The sequence below is a fragment of the Dyella sp. SG562 genome, assembly GCF_011759495.1.
GTDB lineage: Bacteria > Pseudomonadota > Gammaproteobacteria > Xanthomonadales > Rhodanobacteraceae > Dyella_D > Dyella_D marensis.
Window position 1 is genome coordinate 56,342 of sequence record NZ_JAAOYS010000005.1, and the last position, 18,208, is coordinate 74,549.

The window sequence follows — 18,208 nt, forward strand, 5'->3', positions numbered from 1 at the left end:
CCTCGCCTGACTGGTATGCAGTTGGCGCGGCAGTGGGCGGCAATGGTCTTCTTGTGCCGTGCACCATCGGCGGCGGACAATACCAGTTCTTTGCGGCCGATTTTTGGCTGCTCCAGGCCTACCCCTACGAGCTCTTGAGGAGACTCCCTTGAACGATCTGGTGCTTTGGCTCGACTCGCTGCGCATGACCGACCTGGGCAAGGTCGGCGGCAAGAACGCGTCGCTCGGCGAGATGATCGGCAACCTGGCCAAGCTCGGGGTATCCGTGCCCGGCGGCTTCGCCACCACCGCCGACGCGTTCCAGCAGTACCTGGACAAGAGCGGCGTGGCCAAGCGCATCCAGGCGCGCCTGACCGGCCTGGATGTCGACGACGTCGACGCGCTCATCGCCGCCGGCAAGGAAATCCGCGAGTGGGTCACCGAGACGCCGCTGCCGGCGGACCTGGACCAGGCCATCCGCGAGGCCTACGCCAAGCTGTGCAAGGACGCCGGCGCCGACGACATCGCCGTGGCCGTGCGCTCCTCCGCCACCGCCGAAGACCTGCCCGACGCCTCCTTCGCCGGCCAGCAGGAAACCTTCCTCAACGTGGTCGGCATCGACGACGTGCTGCACAAGGTGAAGGAAGTCTTCGCCTCGCTCTACAACGACCGCGCCATCGCCTACCGCGTGCACCAGGGCTTCAAGCACGAGGACGTGTTCCTCTCGGCCGGCGTGCAGCTGATGGTGCGCTCGGACGTCGGCGCCTCCGGCGTGCTGTTCACCCTGGACACCGAATCGGGCTTCCGCGACGTGGTCTTCGTCACCGGCTCCTACGGCCTGGGCGAGATGGTCGTGCAGGGCGCGGTCAATCCGGACGAGTTCTACGTGTTCAAGCCCACGCTCAAGCAGGGCAAGCCAGCCGTGCTGCGCCGCCAGCTCGGCGCCAAGCAGCTGCGCATGGTGTATTCGTCCGCGCCGGGCGAGCGCGTCAAGACCGAGCCGACGCCGGACGAGCTCCGCAACCGCTTCTGCATCAGCGACGCCGACGTGGAAGAGCTGTCCCGGCAGGCGCTGATCATCGAGCAGCACTACGGCCGCCCGATGGACATCGAATGGGCCAAGGACGGCAACACCGGCAAGCTCTACATCGTGCAGGCCCGCCCGGAGACGGTGAAGTCGCGCGCGCATGCCACCCAGCTGGAGCGCTTCCACCTCGGCGAGAAGGGCAAGGTGCTGGCCGAGGGCCGCGCCATCGGCCAGAAGATCGGCGCCGGCAAGGCACGCGTGGTGCGCAGCCTCGCCGACATGAACAAGGTGCAGCCCGGCGACGTGCTGGTGGCCGACATGACCGACCCCGACTGGGAGCCGGTGATGAAGCGCGCCTCCGCCATCGTCACCAACCGCGGCGGCCGCACCTGCCACGCGGCGATCATCGCGCGCGAGCTGGGCGTGCCCGCCGTGGTGGGCACCGGCAATGCGCTGGAAAAGATTCCCGACGGCGCCGACGTCACCGTGTCCTGCGCCGAAGGCGACACCGGCACCATCTACGAAGGCATCCTGAAGTTCGACCGCGTCACCGCGGATCTGGGCGCCATGCCCGAGGCGCCGCTGAAGATCATGATGAACGTGGCCAACCCCGAGCGCGCCTTCGACTTCGGCCTGCTGCCGAACGCCGGCATCGGCCTGGCCCGCCTGGAAATGATCATCGCCAGCCATATCGGCGTGCATCCGAAGGCGCTGCTGGAATACGCCAAGCAGGACGCCGCCACCAAGGCGAAGATCGACGAGCGCATCGCCGGCTACGCCGACCCGGTGTCGTTCTACGTCGACCGCCTGGCCGAAGGCATCGCCACCATCGCCGCCTCGGTGTTCCCCAAGCCCGTGATCGTGCGCCTGTCCGACTTCAAGTCGAACGAATACGCCAACCTGCTCGGCGGCTCGCGCTACGAGCCGCACGAAGAGAACCCGATGATCGGCTACCGCGGCGCCAGCCGCTATGTCGACGCCGGCTTTGCCGAGTCGTTCGCGCTGGAGTGCAAGGCGGTCAAGCGCGTGCGCGAAGTGATGGGCCTGGACAACGTGTGGGTGATGATCCCGTTCGTGCGCACCCTAGGCGAAGGCCGCAAGGTGGTCGAGGTGCTGGCAAAGAATGGCCTCAAGCAGGGCGCCAGTGCGCACGGCGAAGAGGCGCTGAAGATCATCATGATGTGCGAGGTGCCGTCCAACGCGCTGCTCGCCGATGAGTTCCTGGACATCTTCGACGGCTTCTCGATCGGCTCCAACGACCTCACCCAGCTCACCCTGGGCCTGGACCGCGATTCCAGCATCGTCGCCAGCCTGTTCGACGAACGCGACCCGGCGGTGAAGAAGCTGCTGGCGATGGCGATCAAGACCGCGCGCGACAAGGGCAAGTACGTCGGCATCTGCGGCCAGGGTCCGTCGGACCATCCGGACCTGGCCGAGTGGCTGATGGATCAGGGCATCGAGTCGGTGTCGCTCAATCCGGACACCGTGGTGGACACCTGGCTGCGCCTGGCGAAGAAGAAAGCCGGCTGAGCACGGTTTGCGGCAGGACCTTGAAGGGGACGGTGGCGATCACCGTCCCTTTTTTTGTCCGGAACTTCGCCGCCCGGCGCCGGTCTTCCCGCTTGGCGCCTATCGCCTCATGCCAGGGGAACGGGAATGGAACGGCTGAAGCAATGCCTCGCGAGAAACCGCGGCTTTATCGTTTTCATGTTCTGCATGCTGGTGTTCCGCAGCGCGGTGGCGGACTGGAATGTCGTGCCCACCGGCTCGATGCAGCCGACGATACGCATCGGCGACCGCATCGTGGTGGACAAGGCGGCGTATGACATCCGGCTGCCGTTTACGCATGTGTCGCTGCTGCATCGGGGCGATCCTGCACGAGGCGACATCGTGGTGCTGGAATCGGACAAGGCCGGCGAGCGGCTGGTGAAGCGGGTGGTCGGCGTGCCGGGCGACGTGGTTGCGCTGCGCGGCAACGGGCTTTACGTCAACGGGCGGTTTGCGGATTACCGGCCGATGCATGTCGATGGCATCGGCGACGATACGTGGGATCCGGCGATCTATGTCGCGGAGAATGTCGATGGACGCAGCCATGCGGTGCGCTGGTCGCAATACAACGCGAGCGCGGATCGCAACTTCGGGCCGGTGACCGTACCGCCGCATCAGTATCTGATGATGGGCGACAACCGCGACAACAGCCGGGATTCGCGTTACTACGGCTTCTTTCCGCGCAACGAGATCACGGGAAGAGCGACGCGCGTGGCGATATCGCTCGATCCGGATCATCACTATCTGCCGCGTAGCGGGCGGTATTGGGCCAGGCTGGAATAGCCCGCTCAATTGGTCCGGGCGAGAATCACCGTGATGTTGTCGCTGCCGCCGGCTTCCAGCGCCGCGAGCAGGAGGTGATCCACACATTCCTGCGCGGCGAGATCGCGCCGCTCCACGATGCCGGCGATCACGGCATCACTCACTTCCTCGGTCAAGCCATCGCTGCACAGCAGAAACGCCATGCCCGGCTCGAGCTTGCCCCGCGCCAGACCGATATGCAGTTGATCCACCGCGGTGATGCCGAGCGCCTGGGTGATGACGTTGCGCTGCGGATGGCGTGCGGCCTGGGCCGGATCGAGCGTGCCGGCCGCGACCAGCTCCTGCACCAGCGAGTGGTCGTGGCTGATCTGCTTCAGCCCGTCCTTCCACAGATAGATGCGGCTGTCGCCCACCCAGGCCACTTCGTAGTTGCCCGGGCTCAGCCGCAGCGCCGCGATGGTGGTGCCCATCGGCAACGCATCGCGATAGCCGCGCGCCTGCGCCATCAAGCGTTCGTCCGCGCCCTTGATCGCTTCGACCAGGCTGTGGCCACGGGTCACCAGGTCGGCCACCGCATCGCGCACCAGGGCCGAAGCCACTTCGCCATGCTGATGCCCCCCCATGCCGTCGGCGACCAGGAACAGGCCCTGCGCCGCGTCGGCGTAATAGGTGTCCTCGTTGCGCGCACGCCGCAGGCCGACGTGGGTGCCGTGTCCAAACTCGATCATGGGCATCCGGAAAAAAAGTCTGCGCGGAGCATGCCCCATGACCAGGGAGTTGTCACGATGAACCGCCTGGCGTATGATCGCCGGCTCGCGCGGACCACCGTGTGACCCCTTTGGAGAGGTGGCAGAGTGGTCGAATGTACCTGACTCGAAATCAGGCGTACGTGTAAGCGTACCGTGGGTTCGAATCCCACCCTCTCCGCCAGATACGCAAAACGCCCCGCAAGGGGCGTTTTGCGTATCTGGCGGAGAGGGTGGGTAGAGAGAACCGGTGACTCGGCTTGCCGAGTCACCGGTTCGACGAATTCGCCGGGAGCGAATTCGGACAGCCGCAGGCTGGCCCCGCAGCGCGCAGCGCGAAGGGGTTCGGCCCATGGATGGGCCGAACAATCCCACCCCTCCCGACCGAAGCACGCGCCCTATCGAAGCCAAACAAAAAACGCCCCTTCCGGGGCGTTTTGCGTATCTGGCGGAGAAGGTGGGTATAGAGAACCGGTGACTCGGCAAGCCGAGTCACCGGTTCGACGAATTCGCCGGGAGCGAATTCAGACAGCCGCAGGCTAGCCCCGTAGCGCGCAGCGCGAAGGGGTTCGGCCCATGGATGGGCCGAACAATCCCACCCCTCCCAACCGAAGCACGCGCCCTATCGAAGCCAAACAAAAAACGCCCCTTCCGGGGCGTTTTCCAGACCCAGCCGTGCGCAACAAGCAAACCTCAAGAAGCCGCCACCTCCCCCACCACCGCTTCCTCTTTGCGCCAGATGCTCACCCCACCCGCACTCTTGTCCAGCGCGTCCAGCCGCAGCTCATGCGCCGCCACTTCGTCGGCATTCGCACGCAACACCTTCGGCCGCCGGCTAAGCACCGCCGGCAGGATCACCTGCGCGGCGCCCTGCTGCTCCGGCGCGCTCTCGAACGCCAGGTCCAGCGCGACCTGCCCCGAGGTCATGGCCAGGTAGACCTCGGCCAGCAGCTGGGAATCGATCAGGCCGCCGTGCAGGTCGCGGGCGGAGTTATCCACGCCCAAGCGCTTGCACAGCGCGTCCAGGCTGTTGCGCTGGCCGGGGAAACGCTCGCGCGCCATCGCCAGGGTGTCGATCACCGGGCAGCGATCGGTAATGCGGCCGTAGTTACCGTCAAGGCGAGCCAGTTCGGCGTCGAGGAAGCCCAGGTCGAAGCTCGCGTTATGGATGATCAGCTCAGCCCCATCGATAAAGGCCAGAAACTCACCGACCACATCGGCAAACCGCGGCTTATCGAGCAGGAACTCATCCTCGATACCGGTGACCTGCTTCGCACCCTCGTCAATCAACCGATCCGGATTGAGATACGTCTGGTAATGGCGCCCGGTAGGACGGCGCTCGACCATCTCGATGCACGCGATTTCGATCAGGCGATGCCCCTGGCGGACTTCAAGACCGGTGGTTTCGGTATCGAGGACGATCTGCCTCATCGCGTGCTCCTGTACTGCTCGGCCTGTTCGCGCGCGGCCACGTCGACGCGCTCGTTCTCCACATGGCCATTATGGCCACGCACCCATTGCCAGCGCAGCTGATGCGTCGCGGTGGCAGTGGCAAGCCGCTGCCACAGGTCCTGGTTCTTCACCGGCTTCTTGTCGGCGGTCTTCCAGCCGTTGGCGCGCCACTTCGGCACCCATTCCTCGATGCCTTGCATGACGTAGCGCGAGTCGGTGGTCAGGGTCACCTTGCACGGGCGCGTCAGCGCCTCCAGCGCGGCGATCGCGGCCATCAGCTCCATGCGATTGTTGGTGGTGTCCGGCTCACCGCCTGCGATCAGGCGTTCGGTCCCCTTCGCGCGCAGCAGGGCGGCCCAGCCGCCCGGCCCCGGATTGCCGAGGCATGCGCCGTCGGTAAAAGCTTCCACTTCGGTCATCGTTACCTGCAATGGTTCGTCAGTCATGCGTCGGACGGGGCGCCGCGCCGCGCCCCGGGCGCGAGTTTCACGTTCACCGGCGCGGGTACCAGCGCCGGCTTCAATTTCGGCAGGATCGCCACCCGGCGGTTCTTGCGTGCGATCAGCACATACGCGCCACCCAGCGGATGCACGCCGCGGGCCTTGGCGCCGGCGTTGGGCCAGACATGCCCCACCCGCTCAACGCGTTCGATCTCCAGCTCCCCTGCCCTGACCCAGCGCTCCAGCGTCAGCGGCGAGGTGATCGCCGGCATGGTGGTATGGCGGCGCTGCCAGTACACCCAGGGCAGCCAGGCGCTGAGCGGATGCAGGCCGGTCACCGCCAGCACGCCGCCCGGCGCCAGCACGCGGCAGGCTTCCTGCAGCAGGGACTGCGGCACCGGCGCCACTTCCATCGCATGGCGCAGCAGCACCAGCCCGAAGGCGTCGTCGGCGAACGGCAGGGGCTCGTCGGCCCTGGCCTTCACGTCGCCCTGGTAACGCTTGCCGACCAGGCGCATGCGCGTCCAGTAGCCCAGCAAAGGCAGCACCGGCGGATGGTCGTGCGACAAAGCGGACAGCAGCAGCGCATGCGACCCCGCGCAGCGCTGCAGCAGCGGCGCCATGGCGGCGGCTTCCTCCGCCAGCAGGTGGCGTAGGTGCGCACTGGCGTAGATGTCGGGGTCGCGCTGCAGCATGAGATCGGGGCCAACGGTCAGGCGGAGAGTGTAAACGCTGCCCCTGCTCACATGGGTGCCGCCTACTCCGGCACAAGACTGAACACGCCGGCCCGGGTTAACGCCCGGCTAACGAGCAACCCTCCTGCCCGTTTTATAGTCCCGCACTTCGCGCAAGCCCGGATGCCTGCGCCAGTCGATACGAAAACGCAGTGGAGTCCCCCTTGCACGTCGTACCGCTACCGGCGCTAGCCGACAATTACATCTGGCTGCTGTACGACGATGCCGGCGACGCGATCGCGGTCGACCCCGGCGAAGCCGCTCCCGTGGAAGCCGCGCTCGCCGAGCGCGGACTGCGCCTGCGCGCGCTGCTGCTCACGCATCACCATAACGACCATATCGGCGGCGTCGGCGAATTGCTGGCGCGCCATCCGGTGCCGGTGTACGCGCCGCACGACGAGCGCATCGGCCACGTCACGCAGCGCGTGGCCGATGGCGACACCGTGCATATCGCGCAGCCGGCGGCGCAGTTCCGCGTGCTGGAGATTCCCGGCCATACCCGCAGCCATATCGCCTACGTGGGCAATGGCGTGCTGCTGTGCGGCGACACGCTGTTCAGCATGGGCTGCGGCCGTATGTTCGAAGGCACGCCGCAGCAGATGCTGGCCTCGCTGGACCGCCTGGCCGACCTGCCCGGCGACCTGAAGGTCTGCTGCGCGCACGAATACACCGCCGCGAACGGACGCTTCGCGCAGACGGTGGAACCGGCCAACCCGGCGCTGGCGCAGCGCATCGAACAGGTCCACGCCCTGCGCGAGCGCGCGCAGCCCACGCTGCCGGTGGCGCTCGCCACCGAGCGCGCCACCAACCCTTTCCTGCGCGTCGACAGCGACGCCGTGGCGCAATGGTGTACGCGCCACGGCGCCGGCAACGACCGCGTTTCGCGCTTCGCCGCTTTGCGCGCCGCCAAGGATGAGTTCCGCGCATGACACGTCCCAGTCTCCGTCTTCTTCCCGCTTCGCTCGCGCTCTGCCTGGCCGCCTGCGCCAGCGGGCCGCAGCAGCAGGCACCGGCAAGCACCGCCGGCGCCCCGCGCGTGGTCAAGCCATCCGGCAAGCCCGCGGTGGACAACGTTGCCAGTCGCGTCGACGCACCCGCCGCGCCGCAGGACAGCGGCAATGTGTGGGACCAGCTGCGCGGCAGCTTCCAGATGGCCGACTGCGATGCGGACCCGGCCATCATGGACTGGGCCCGGCGCTACACGCAGAACCCTTCCGCCTTCGAAGCGCAGATGCGCGACGTGATGCCGCGCCTGATGTACGTGCAGCAGATCGCCGCCAGGCATGGCGTGGCCGGCGAGTTCGCCCTGCTGCCGTGGGTGGAAAGCCATTACCGCCCGGTGCCTGGCGTGAAGGGCAACCCGGCCGGCATGTGGCAGATCATGCCGGTGACGGCCAATGCGCTGGGCATGCGCGTGGACAAGAATTTCGACGGCCGCCTGGACATGCCCGCTGCCACCGACGCCATCATGGCCCTGCTCAAGCGCTATCACGACGATCTCGGCGACTGGCGCATGGCCGACTACGCCTTCAATGCCGGCGAGTTCGCCGTGCGCGGCATGGTCAGCCGCTACGGCATGCCCGGCGAGGAGCCGGCGATTCCCAAGATGCCGGTCAAGCGCGTCACGCGCGAACACCTGGCCAAGCTGCTGGCCATTTCCTGCGTGGTGCGCGAACCGCAGCGCTTCCATGTGGAACTGCCGCTGATCGCGCCGGAACAGCAACTGGTGTCGGTGGACCTGGACCGCTCGATGCCGCTGGCGCAGGCGGCCAATCACGCCGGCATGTCGGTGGATGAACTGAAGAACCTCAATGCCGGTTTCCGCAACGGCTATGTCGACAAGCGCGCGGCTTCCTACCTGGTGATGCCGAGCGGCCGCGTCGAGCAGTTCCGCAATTCGCTGCTGCAGAACGGCAACAACCTCGCCAGCGCGGACAGCAATGACAACCGCCTGGCCGCGGCGGCGAACGGCCCTTCCGCCGCGCAGGACGACAGCGCCGCCGCTTCTTCGCGCACGCATACGGTCAAGGCCGGCGAAACGCTGTGGAACATCGCGCGCCACTATTCGCTGGACGTCAACCAGATCAAGCGCTGGAACGGGCTGCAGAGCTCCACGCTGCGGCTGGGCCAGGTGCTGAAGCTCAGCGCGCAGGGCTGACCGGCCGCGCAACGCGCCAGACTGGCGTCGCGCCATGGCGCGCCCGCGCGGCGCGTCCGCTGATGGCGGACGCGGCGGCGCCATCCTCACGCTCGGTTATCGGTGCATCACCGCAATACCGGAGCCCCTGGCGGTATCGCGGCATCGGACCGTGACGCCACCGGATTGCGGCCTGCGCCGGAATGACGGCAATAGGTGCCATCGTGGCCGGAAACAAAAAAGGCGGCCTCGCGGCCGCCTTTTCCGTTGCGCTGCCAGGTCGCTTACATGCGATCCGTAGCGACCTTGATCTCGGTCTTCGCCTTCAGCGCGTCGATGAACTCCTGCGTCGCCGAGGCGCCGTACACGCGCGCCATCTGCTGGCGCAGCATGTCGCGCTGCTGGGCCGGCAGCTTGGACAGGTCGGCGTCCTGCACCTTGTCCAGCGCCACCAGGTCGTAGGAGCCGTCCAGCTGCGCCACGCTGGTGAACTGCGGCTTGCCCGGCGCGGGATGCGGCAGCTTGAACGCGGCGTCCAGCAGCTCCGGCGCCACGTCGGCCGAGCCGCGGGTGGCTTCGGCGGAAGTCTTCAGCGGCGCGCCGACCGAGGCGGCCACGGCGGCGATGTCCTCGCCCTTCTGCAGGCGGGCCAGCAGCTCGTCGGACTTGGCCTTGGCGGCGGCGGCGACGCGCTCGTCCAGGATCTTCTGGCGCACGGTGTCGCGCACCTCGGCCAGCGGCTTGACCGCGGCGGAGACGTGCTTGTCGACGTGGATCACCACGGCGTGGTCGTTGCCCAGGTCGATCAGGCCGGAATTGTTGCCCTGCGCCAGCACGTCGTCGGCGAATGCGGCCTGCGCCACCTTCGGGTTGGCGGCAATGCCCGCCCCGCCCTGGCGCGCGAACAGCTCGGTGGTCTTGATCGGCAGGCCCAGCGCCTGCGCGGCGGGTTCCAGCGAACCCGGGTTCTGGTAGGCGCTGTCGGTGAGCTTGCCGGCGATCTCGTTGTACTTGCGGTCGCGGTCGCCGGTGAGCGCTTCCTTCACCAGCTGCTCGCGCACCTCGGCGAACGGCTTGGGCTGGCCGTTGCGCACGTCGCGCAGCCACAGCACGTGATAGCCCTCGTCGGACAGCACGGGCTTGGACACCTGGCCCTTCTGCAGCTTGAACAGCGCCTCGTCGAAGGCGGGGTTGGCCACGCCCTTCTCCAGCCAGCCGAGATCGCCGCCGGTGCGCTTGGAACCCAGGTCGTCGGAGGACTGCCCGGCCAGCTTGGCGAAGTTGTCCGGCGTCGCTTCGCCGGCCAGCTGCTCGGCCTTGGCCAGCGCGGCCTTCTGCTGCTCCGGCGAAGCGTTCTTCGGCACGTTCACCAGGATGTGCGAGACCAGGCGCTGCTCCGGCATCATGAAGCGCTGCTTGCCTTCCTCGTAGCGCTTCTTGAGGTCGTCCTCGCTGGGCTGGGTATCCAGCTTCAGGTCGTCGCCGCTGACTTCGATGTACTTCACCGAGACCTGCTCGGGATTCATGAAGTCGCCCTGGTGCGACTTGTAGTAGGCGTCGATCTGCGCGTCGTCGACCTTGACGTCGGTCAGCGCCGGGCGCGGCAGCGCGAAGTACCGCAGGTCGCGGCGCTGCATGCTCAGGTTGAGGTAGCGGTCGATGTCGGCGTCGGTGACCAGGGTGGACGCGGTGATCGCGTCGGGCAGCTGGGCGACGTCGAGCTCGTTGCGCAGCTCCGCCTCGAACTGGCCGGGCGTGCGGCCCATGCCGGCGAGGAAGGCGCGGTACAGGCCGGCGTCGAACTTGCCGTTCTGCTGCAGGCCCGGGAAAGCCATGATGGCGTCGCGCAGCTGCTGGTCGGAGATGCGCATGCCCATCTTCTCGGCGGCATCCACCAGCAGGCGCTGGTCGATCATCGCGTTGACCACGCGCAGCTTGTTCTCCGGCTTCTCGAACGCGGCGGGGTCGAACTGCTCGCCCTGCTGCTGGACCATCTGCTGGCGCAGGTTGTTCATGCGCTGCTGGAAGTCCTGCTGGGAGATCTCATGCTTGCCCACCTTCGCCACGAAGGTCTCGGTGTGCGACATGAAATACGACTCGATGCCGAAGAACGAGATGGCGAAGACACAGATGCCGAGGATGATGATCGACGGCCAGCCGTGCAGCTTGGTACGTAGTGCCTGCAACATGGGAATCTTCCCGTCAGGGTTGATCAAGTGCGCCCGACCCGGCGCGGTCCATAAAAAGCAAGGGCGCCACGCGGGCGCCCTTGCGAACTGTGGCGGAGCGGACGGGACTCGAACCCGCGACCTCCGGCGTGACAGGCCAGCATTCTAACCGACTGAACTACCGCTCCGCAGTTTTCTGGTGGGTGCTGTAGGGATCGAACCTACGACCATCGCCTTGTAAGGGCGGTGCTCTACCGCTGAGCTAAGCACCCGAAACCAAGCGAGAAGCCGCTTAGTTTAGGGCATCCTTCAGGGTCTTGCCAGCCTTGAAAGCCGGAACCTTCGAGGCCTTGATCTTGATCGTCTCGTTGGTGCGCGGGTTGCGGCCGGTACGGGCGGCGCGCTTGCGCACGGTGAACGTGCCAAAGCCCACGACCGACACATCGTCACCCTTCTTCAGCGCCTTCTGCACGGTCTCGAAGAAAGCCTCGAGCGCGCGGCCGGCGTCGGCCTTGGTGAGTTCGGCCTTCTCGGCAATGGCATTGATCAGATCGGTTTTATTCATTGAGACACTCCCTTAAACGTTATGCGGCCCGCGTGGTCAGTCTGGGACGAGACGACGCCGACTAGGATGATTTGGCGACCGGTGGGCGCCGCCCCGCGACCCCGCATCATGCGCTTGACGACGACGCGCCTGGATTGCGGTGCCGCTCTTTATACCAGTGGCCCCTAGGGTCCGCAATACAAGCAATACCAAGGCTTTCAGGCTTTTCGAAGGTCTCGCCGGCACTTGCCGGAAGGGGTGCGAAACGTTACCCGGCGCACATGCGAAGCAGTATTCGCGCAACAAAAAAGTGGCATGCCAGAGGCATGCCACTTCGGCTTGCTTACGATGACCAGTGCGCCGCTCAGTGCGGACGAACGGGCGTCTCGGCGGAGTCTTCGTTGCCGTCGACTTTCTTCTCGACCTTCGCGGCAGCTTCCGCTTCGCCGGCCTGGCGCGGCTGCAGCGGACGCTCCAGCGCGATGTCGAGCACTTCGTCGATCCAGCGCACCGCGTGGATCTCCAGCTGGCCGGTGATGTTGGACGGAATGTCGGCGAGGTCCTTCTTGTTCTCTTCCGGAATGATCACCGTGGTGATGCCGCCGCGATGCGCCGCCAGCAGCTTCTCCTTGAGGCCACCGATCGGCAGCACGCGGCCGCGCAGGGTGATCTCGCCGGTCATCGCCACTTCGGAGCGCACCGGCACCTTGGTCAAGGCCGACACCAGCGCCGTGCACATGGCGATGCCCGCGCTCGGGCCGTCCTTCGGCGTGGCGCCTTCCGGCACGTGGATGTGGATGTCCAGGTTCTGGTGGAATTCCGGGTCGATGCCGAAGCGGTCCGCGCGTGCGCGCACCACGGAGAGCGCCGCCTGGATCGATTCCTTCATCACGTCGCCGAGCTGGCCGGTATGCACCAGGCGGCCCTTGCCCGGCACGATCGAGGCTTCGATGCTGAGCAGATCGCCGCCCACCTGCGTCCACGCCAGGCCGGTGACCAGGCCCACTTCGTTCTGCAGTTCCTTGCGGCCGAAATCGAAGCGGCGCACGCCGAGGTAATGCTCGAGGTTCCCGGAGGTGACCTTGATCGCCGACGGCTTCTTCGCCTTGGCGGTCTTCGCCGTTTCCGGCTTGGCGGCCTTGGCCTTCGACACCTTCTTCGCCTCGCCCAGGGTGAGCTCCTTCACCACCTTGCGGCAGATCTTGGACACCTCGCGCTCGAGGTTGCGCACGCCGGATTCGCGCGTGTAGTAGCGCACGATGTCGCGGATGGCTTCGCCGTCCACGCTGAGTTCTTCCGGCTTCAGGCCATTGGCCTTCAGCTGCTTCGGCAGCAGGTACTTCTGCGCGATTCCCAGCTTCTCATCCTCGGTGTAGCCGGGGATGCGGATGACTTCCATGCGGTCCAGCAAGGGGCCGGGGATGTTGAGCGAGTTGGCGGTGGCGATCCACATCACCTCGGACAGGTCGAGATCGACCTCCAGGTAATGGTCGTTGAAGGTGTGGTTCTGTTCCGGATCCAGCACCTCGAGCAGGGCCGAGGACGGATCGCCGCGGAAGTCCATCGACATCTTGTCGATTTCGTCCAGCACGAACAGCGGGTTCTTGGTGCCGACCTTGTTCAAGTTCTGCACGATGCGGCCCGGCATCGAACCGATGTACGTGCGGCGATGGCCGCGGATCTCGGCCTCGTCGCGCACGCCGCCCAGGCTCATGCGGACGAACTTGCGGTTGGTCGCCTTGGCGATGGACTGGCCGAGCGAGGTCTTGCCCACGCCGGGCGGGCCGACCAGGCACAGGATCGGGCCCTTCATGGTGTTCACGCGCTGCTGCACGGCGAGGTATTCGAGGATGCGCTCCTTGACCTTCTCCAGGCCGAAGTGGTCGGCATCGAGCACGTCCTGCGCCAGCTGCAGGTCCTTGCGCACCTTGCTGCGCTTCTTCCACGGCACGCCGACCAGCCAGTCGAGGTAGTTGCGCACCACCGTGGCTTCGGCCGACATCGGCGACATCTGGCGCAGCTTGCTGAATTCCTGGCGCGCCTTGGCCAGCACCGGCTTGGGCATGCCGGCGTTGTCGATCTTCTTCTGCAGTTCCTCGACTTCGTTCGGGCCTTCCTCGCTCTCGCCGAGCTCCTTCTGGATGGCCTTCATCTGTTCGTTGAGGTAGTACTCGCGCTGGCTCTTCTCCATCTGCGACTTCACGCGGCCGCGGATGCGCTTTTCCACCTGCTGCAGATCCATCTCGCCGTCGACCAGGCCGATCAGCAATTCGAGGCGCTGGCCGACGTCGGCGGTTTCCAGCACCTTCTGCTTGTCGGCCATGCGCACGGACAGATGCGCGGCGATGGAGTCGGCCAGGCGCGAGGGATCGTCGATGCCGGACAAGGTGGCCAGCACTTCCGGCGGCAGCTTGCGGCTCTGCTTCACCAGCTGCTCGAACAGCGAGACCAGCGTGCGCGACACCACGTCGAGCTCGCGCTCCTTGGCGCTGTACTGCGGCTCGATGATGCGTGAGGTCGCCATCAGCATGCCGCCGTCTTCCTGGTACTTCTCGACGGATACGCGCGCCTGGCCCTCGACCAGCACCTTCACGGTGCCGTCGGGCAGCTTCAGCAGCTGCAGCACGCCGGCGAGCGTGCCGATCTGATGCAGGTCGGCGACCGCGGGGTCGTCGATGTCCGGGCTCTTCTGCGCCACCAGCAGGATCTGGCGCTCGCCTTCCATGGCGCGCTCCAAAGCGCGCATCGATTTGTCGCGGCCCACGAACAGCGGGATGACCATGTGCGGATAGACCACCACGTCGCGCAGCGGCAGGACCGGAAGCGCGTCCAGCGCGGCACCGGTGGCGACGGGAAGGGGGGCATTTTTTGCCATGTGAAATGGTTCCCTCTGGGGACTAAAACGACTACGCCCCGACACTGCGCCGGAGGCATCTGATCGTCAAGTGGAGGCCGGGGCGTTGTCATACAAGTGCATGCGCGGCAACGAAAAGCAAAACGGCCTGTAGCAATGAAACAGCCACGAAAACCTGGGCCGCAAAAAAAACGGCCCCGGATGGCGCCGGAGCCGTTCGTTCAGCCTGGAAAGACTGTTCAGGCCGCGTCGCCGCTCTCGCCCGCCACGCGCTGCTGCTGCAGGTTGCCGCGATAGATCAGGTAGGGCTCGGCCTGGCCGTTGATGACGGCGTCGTCCACGACCACCTTGCTGACGTGCTCCAGCGAGGGCAGCTCGTACATGGTGTCGAGCAGCACCTGCTCCAGGATCGTGCGCAGGCCGCGCGCGCCGGTCTTGCGCTTGAGCGCCTTGCGGGCGATCGCCTGCAGGGCCTCCGGGCGGAATTCCAGCTCCACGCCTTCCATCTCGAACAGCTTCTTGAACTGCTTGGTGACGGCGTTGCGCGGCTCGGTGAGGATCTTCACCAGGGCCGGCTCGTCGAGCTCGTCCAGGGTCGCGACCACCGGCAGGCGGCCGACGAATTCCGGGATCAGGCCGAAGCGGACCAGGTCCGCCGGCTCCACGTCCGCCAGCACCTTGCCGAGGTTCTCGGTGCGCTCCTTGCTGCGCACTTCGGCGGAGAAGCCGATGCCGGTCGTTTCGGAACGCTGCTGGATCACCTTCTCCAGTCCGGCGAACGCGCCGCCGCAGATGAAGAGGATGTTCTTGGTGTCGACCTGCAGGAATTCCTGCTGCGGATGCTTGCGGCCGCCCTGCGGCGGCACCGAGGCCAGCGTGCCTTCGATCAGCTTCAGCAGGGCCTGCTGCACGCCTTCGCCGGACACGTCGCGGGTGATCGACGGGTTCTCGCTCTTGCGCGAGATCTTGTCGATTTCGTCGATGTAGACGATGCCCGACTGCGCCTTGTCGACGTCGTAGTCGCACTTCTGCAGCAGCTTCTGGATGATGTTTTCCACGTCCTCGCCCACGTAGCCGGCTTCGGTCAGCGTGGTGGCGTCGGCGATCGTGAACGGCACGTTGAGCAGGCGCGCCAGCGTCTCGGCCAGCAGCGTCTTGCCGGAGCCGGTCGGGCCGATCAGCAGGATGTTGGACTTGCCCAGTTCGACGTCGTCGCTCTTCTGGCGCGATTCCATGCGCTTGTAGTGGTTGTACACGGCCACCGCCAGCGCCTTCTTGGCGCGGGTCTGGCCGACCACGTACTGATCGAGCGTCTCCATGATCTCGCGCGGCTTGGGCAGCTGGCTGCGCCCGGAGGCGGCCTTCTCCTCCAGCTCCTCGCGGATGATGTCGTTGCAAAGCTCCACGCACTCGTCGCAGATGAACACGGAGGGACCCGCGATCAGCTTGCGCACTTCATGCTGGCTCTTGCCGCAGAAGGAGCAGTAGAGAATCTTGCCGCTGTCGTTGGAACGGCCCTGCCGCTCGTCAGTCATGCTGTAACCCTGCTGTAAATCGGTTGCGACGCGAGAATAGCACAGGGTTCCGCGTCCGATTCCAGACGCAGAACCCGGCCCTCAAGCACTGTAACGGCCGCGGATCAGGCGGACTTGACCGTTTCGCCGGCGCGGCGGTCCAGCACCTGGTCGATCAGGCCGTAGTCGCGGGCGGCCTCGGCGCTCATGAAGCGGTCGCGCTCCATGTCCCGCTCGATCTTGTCCAGCGGCTGGCCGGTGTGCTGTACGTAAATATCGTTAAGGCGGCGGCGCAGGTACAGGATTTCCTGGGCCTGGATCTCGATATCCGTGGCCTGGCCGCGGGCGCCGCCCGACGGCTGGTGGATCATCACGCGCGAATTGGGCAGCGAATAGCGCTTGCCCTTGGCGCCGGCCATCAGCAGCAGCGAGGCGGCGCTGCAGGCCTGGCCCACGCACATGGTGCTGACGTCGGGCTTGATGAACTGCATGGTGTCGTAGATCGCCAGGCCGGCGGTAACCGCACCGCCCGGGCTGTTGATATACAGATGGATGTCCTTGTCCGGGTTTTCGGACTCCAGGAACAGCATCTGCGCGACCAGCAGGTTGGCAACCTGGTCGTTGACTTCGCCGACGAGGAAGATCACGCGCTCTTTCAGCAGGCGCGAATAAATGTCGTACGAACGCTCGCCACGCGCCGTCTGCTCGACGACGATGGGGACCAGGTTGAGGTTCTGGATCGGGTCCATGGCCATGCTTGTCGCTCTCCGGGTTGATACGCCTGACATTGCTGATGGATCGTGCTGGAAACCGCGCCAAACCGCCATCCGGGCGGAAATCGCGCGTTCCTGCGGCACGTGGTTCGTCGCTGCCCGCTCCGCGGCCAGACCATCAAGGCCGGCCGCGTCGACTCCTCAAAACTCCAAGGAACGGCGGGCTGTCGATCGATACCCGCCTCAGGCGCTGACCGGGCGCATCACCTCGTCGAAGCTCAGGTTCTCGTCGGTGGTCTTGGCGTTATCCGCCACCCACAGCGCGACCTGGTCTTCCATCACGCGGTTCTGCAGCCCGGACATCAGTTGGGGGTCGGAGTTGTACAGTTCAATGACCTTTTCCGGCTCCTCGTAGGTCGAGGCGATCGCGGCGAGCTGCTCGGCCAGGCGGGTGCGGTCCAGCTTCAGCTCCTGCTTGCGGGCCAGCTCGCTCATCAGCAGGCCGGCGATCACGCGCTTGCGGGCCATCGGCGCGGCGGCCTCGACCAGCTGCGGCGGCGGCTGCTGGCCGCGCGGCACGCTGCCGGCGGCGAGCTGCTGGGCCTCGGACTGCACCATGATGTTCGGCACTTCCAGGCCGTCGTGGGCGTCCGCCAGCTTCTCGGCCACCTGGGACTTCAGGCGCGCCATCAGGGTGGCCTTGAGCTCGCGCTCCAGGTTGTTGCGCACTTCCTTGCGGAACTGCTCCAGGTCGCCGTCGGCGATGCCGAACAGCTTGGCGAACTCGCCGTCCACGGTGGGGAGCTTGGGTTCCTGCACCTTCACGATCTTGAACGAGACCTTGGCGGTCTTGCCGGCCAGGTTCTCGTTGCGGAAATCGGCGGGGAATTCCACGTCGGTCTCGAACTCGTCGCCGGCCGAGCGGCCGGTCAGGGCCTCGTCCAGCGCCTTGAACAGGGTGCCGGAGCCCAGCACGCTGCCGGCGCGCTCCAGGCCTTCGGCCGGGAAGCGGTAGTCGCCGGCGGTGGCGCTGTACTCGAACATCACGAAGTCGCCCTCGGCCGAGGCGCGGGCCACTTCGTCGAAGCTGCGGCGCTGGGCGCGCAGGGTCTCGATCATCTTCTCGATGTCGGCGTCGGTCACTTCGGCGACCGGGCGCTTGATCTCCAGCGCGGCCACGTCGACTTCCGGGAACTCCGGCATGATTTCGAAGGTGGCGGTGTAGGTGATCTCGCCGTTTTCCGGCTGGCCGGTGGTATCCACCGAGGGGTTGGCGACCGGACGCAGGTTCTCCTGGTTCACCGCCTCGCGCAGGGTGCTGCCGATCAGGTCGGACAGCACCTCGCCGCGCACCTGCGCGCCGAAGCGCTGCTGGATCACCGTGGTCGGCACCTTGCCCGGACGGAAGCCCTTCAGGCGCACCGTGCGGCCCATCTCGGCGATGCGAGCGCTGACCTGCGACTCGAAGCGCTCCGCGGGGAACTTCACCGTGAGCTTGCGCTCGAGCTTGCCAACGTTTTCAACCGAAACCTGCATGACGTCTCCTGAATACCCGAAAGTGCGCGCCGACCGCGCCCGGCGGTCGTGCCG

The 18,208-nt window shown here is 66.3% G+C and carries 14 protein-coding genes and 3 tRNA genes; 5 read left to right on the forward strand and 12 right to left on the reverse strand.

Annotated features, from left to right (window positions below):
- Window positions 1-148: 148 nt before the first annotated feature.
- Complete coding sequence (gene ppsA, locus FHW84_RS11315; RefSeq protein ID WP_167255518.1) at window positions 149-2,536, forward strand: phosphoenolpyruvate synthase; 2,388 nt, start codon at window positions 149-151, stop codon at window positions 2,534-2,536.
- Between the two features lie 126 nt (window positions 2,537-2,662).
- On the forward strand, window positions 2,663-3,337 hold the full coding sequence (gene lepB, locus FHW84_RS11320) for a signal peptidase I (RefSeq protein ID WP_167255520.1): 675 nt from the start codon (window positions 2,663-2,665) through the stop codon (window positions 3,335-3,337).
- Window positions 3,338-3,342: 5 nt separating this feature from the next.
- Here lepB and FHW84_RS11325 read toward each other — a convergent pair whose 3' ends face one another.
- A complete protein-coding gene (locus FHW84_RS11325; protein WP_167255522.1) occupies window positions 3,343-4,044 on the reverse strand; it encodes a protein phosphatase 2C domain-containing protein in 702 nt (233 codons plus the stop codon).
- A gap of 112 nt (window positions 4,045-4,156) precedes the next feature.
- On the opposite strand from FHW84_RS11325, the gene FHW84_RS11330 reads away from it, so the two are divergent.
- Window positions 4,157-4,246: transfer RNA gene (locus FHW84_RS11330), tRNA-Ser, on the forward strand.
- Between the two features lie 509 nt (window positions 4,247-4,755).
- Here the strand turns inward: FHW84_RS11330 and dnaQ are convergent.
- Genes dnaQ through FHW84_RS11345 form a run of 3 tightly spaced genes read right to left on the reverse strand, consistent with a single transcriptional unit; the run spans window position 4,756 to window position 6,649 of the window.
- Entirely contained in the window at window positions 4,756-5,493 is a 738-nt protein-coding gene (dnaQ, locus tag FHW84_RS11335) for a DNA polymerase III subunit epsilon (protein ID WP_167255524.1), read from the reverse strand.
- On the reverse strand, window positions 5,490-5,933 hold the full coding sequence (gene rnhA / locus FHW84_RS11340) for a ribonuclease HI (RefSeq protein WP_167256002.1): 444 nt from the start codon (window positions 5,931-5,933) through the stop codon (window positions 5,490-5,492). Before rnhA ends, dnaQ begins: the two co-directional genes overlap by 4 nt.
- A gap of 23 nt (window positions 5,934-5,956) precedes the next feature.
- On the reverse strand, window positions 5,957-6,649 hold the full coding sequence (locus tag FHW84_RS11345) for a methyltransferase domain-containing protein (RefSeq protein WP_167255526.1): 693 nt from the start codon (window positions 6,647-6,649) through the stop codon (window positions 5,957-5,959).
- Window positions 6,650-6,852: 203 nt separating this feature from the next.
- Here FHW84_RS11345 and gloB point away from each other — a divergent pair, with 203 nt between their 5' ends.
- On the forward strand, window positions 6,853-7,617 hold the full coding sequence (gloB, locus tag FHW84_RS11350; RefSeq protein WP_167255528.1) for a hydroxyacylglutathione hydrolase: 765 nt from the start codon (window positions 6,853-6,855) through the stop codon (window positions 7,615-7,617).
- Complete coding sequence (locus tag FHW84_RS11355) at window positions 7,614-8,846, forward strand: LysM peptidoglycan-binding domain-containing protein (RefSeq protein ID WP_343203594.1); 1,233 nt, start codon at window positions 7,614-7,616, stop codon at window positions 8,844-8,846. The genes gloB and FHW84_RS11355 overlap by 4 nt, the downstream gene beginning before the upstream one ends.
- 263 nt (window positions 8,847-9,109) lie before the next feature.
- Here FHW84_RS11355 and FHW84_RS11360 read toward each other — a convergent pair whose 3' ends face one another.
- The 8 genes from FHW84_RS11360 to tig form a co-directional block, all read right to left on the reverse strand.
- The gene (locus FHW84_RS11360) at window positions 9,110-11,014 is read right to left on the reverse strand and encodes a SurA N-terminal domain-containing protein (RefSeq protein WP_167255530.1); all 1,905 of its coding nucleotides are present in this window, start codon (window positions 11,012-11,014) and stop codon (window positions 9,110-9,112) included.
- Window positions 11,015-11,104: 90 nt separating this feature from the next.
- Window positions 11,105-11,181: transfer RNA gene (locus tag FHW84_RS11365), tRNA-Asp, on the reverse strand.
- Between the two features lie 9 nt (window positions 11,182-11,190).
- A tRNA-Val gene (locus FHW84_RS11370) sits at window positions 11,191-11,265 on the reverse strand.
- A gap of 20 nt (window positions 11,266-11,285) precedes the next feature.
- Window positions 11,286-11,558 carry an HU family DNA-binding protein gene (locus FHW84_RS11375; RefSeq protein WP_019465590.1) on the reverse strand — a complete coding sequence of 91 codons (273 nt, stop codon included), beginning with the start codon at window positions 11,556-11,558 and terminating at the stop codon, window positions 11,286-11,288.
- Between the two features lie 343 nt (window positions 11,559-11,901).
- The gene (gene lon, locus FHW84_RS11380; RefSeq protein WP_167255532.1) at window positions 11,902-14,412 is read right to left on the reverse strand and encodes an endopeptidase La; all 2,511 of its coding nucleotides are present in this window, start codon (window positions 14,410-14,412) and stop codon (window positions 11,902-11,904) included.
- A 218-nt stretch (window positions 14,413-14,630) separates the two neighbouring features.
- Window positions 14,631-15,926, reverse strand: coding sequence for an ATP-dependent Clp protease ATP-binding subunit ClpX (gene clpX / locus FHW84_RS11385; protein ID WP_167255534.1), 1,296 nt, complete (start codon window positions 15,924-15,926; stop codon window positions 14,631-14,633).
- A 104-nt stretch (window positions 15,927-16,030) separates the two neighbouring features.
- Window positions 16,031-16,660 carry an ATP-dependent Clp endopeptidase proteolytic subunit ClpP gene (gene clpP / locus FHW84_RS11390; RefSeq protein WP_167255536.1) on the reverse strand — a complete coding sequence of 210 codons (630 nt, stop codon included), beginning with the start codon at window positions 16,658-16,660 and terminating at the stop codon, window positions 16,031-16,033.
- 201 nt (window positions 16,661-16,861) lie between these two features.
- On the reverse strand, window positions 16,862-18,154 hold the full coding sequence (gene tig / locus FHW84_RS11395) for a trigger factor (protein WP_167255538.1): 1,293 nt from the start codon (window positions 18,152-18,154) through the stop codon (window positions 16,862-16,864).
- Window positions 18,155-18,208: the final 54 nt, after the last annotated feature.

What these genes read in the sequence shown, in the direction of transcription:
- dnaQ (WP_167255524.1), bottom strand. Translation starts at nt 5,493, where the DNA reads ATGAGGCAGATCGTCCTCGATACCGAAACCACCGGTCTTGAAGTCCGC.
- FHW84_RS11360 (WP_167255530.1), bottom strand. Translation starts at nt 11,014, where the DNA reads ATGTTGCAGGCACTACGTACCAAGCTGCACGGCTGGCCGTCGATCATC.
- lon (WP_167255532.1), bottom strand. Translation starts at nt 14,412, where the DNA reads ATGGCAAAAAATGCCCCCCTTCCCGTCGCCACCGGTGCCGCGCTGGAC.
- clpX (WP_167255534.1), bottom strand. Translation starts at nt 15,926, where the DNA reads ATGACTGACGAGCGGCAGGGCCGTTCCAACGACAGCGGCAAGATTCTC.
- clpP (WP_167255536.1), bottom strand. Translation starts at nt 16,660, where the DNA reads ATGGCCATGGACCCGATCCAGAACCTCAACCTGGTCCCCATCGTCGTC.
- FHW84_RS11325 (WP_167255522.1), bottom strand. Translation starts at nt 4,044, where the DNA reads ATGATCGAGTTTGGACACGGCACCCACGTCGGCCTGCGGCGTGCGCGC.
- lepB (WP_167255520.1), top strand. Translation starts at nt 2,663, where the DNA reads ATGGAACGGCTGAAGCAATGCCTCGCGAGAAACCGCGGCTTTATCGTT.
- tig (WP_167255538.1), bottom strand. Translation starts at nt 18,154, where the DNA reads ATGCAGGTTTCGGTTGAAAACGTTGGCAAGCTCGAGCGCAAGCTCACG.
- FHW84_RS11355 (WP_343203594.1), top strand. Translation starts at nt 7,614, where the DNA reads ATGACACGTCCCAGTCTCCGTCTTCTTCCCGCTTCGCTCGCGCTCTGC.
- FHW84_RS11375 (WP_019465590.1), bottom strand. Translation starts at nt 11,558, where the DNA reads ATGAATAAAACCGATCTGATCAATGCCATTGCCGAGAAGGCCGAACTC.
- rnhA (WP_167256002.1), bottom strand. Translation starts at nt 5,933, where the DNA reads ATGACCGAAGTGGAAGCTTTTACCGACGGCGCATGCCTCGGCAATCCG.
- FHW84_RS11345 (WP_167255526.1), bottom strand. Translation starts at nt 6,649, where the DNA reads ATGCTGCAGCGCGACCCCGACATCTACGCCAGTGCGCACCTACGCCAC.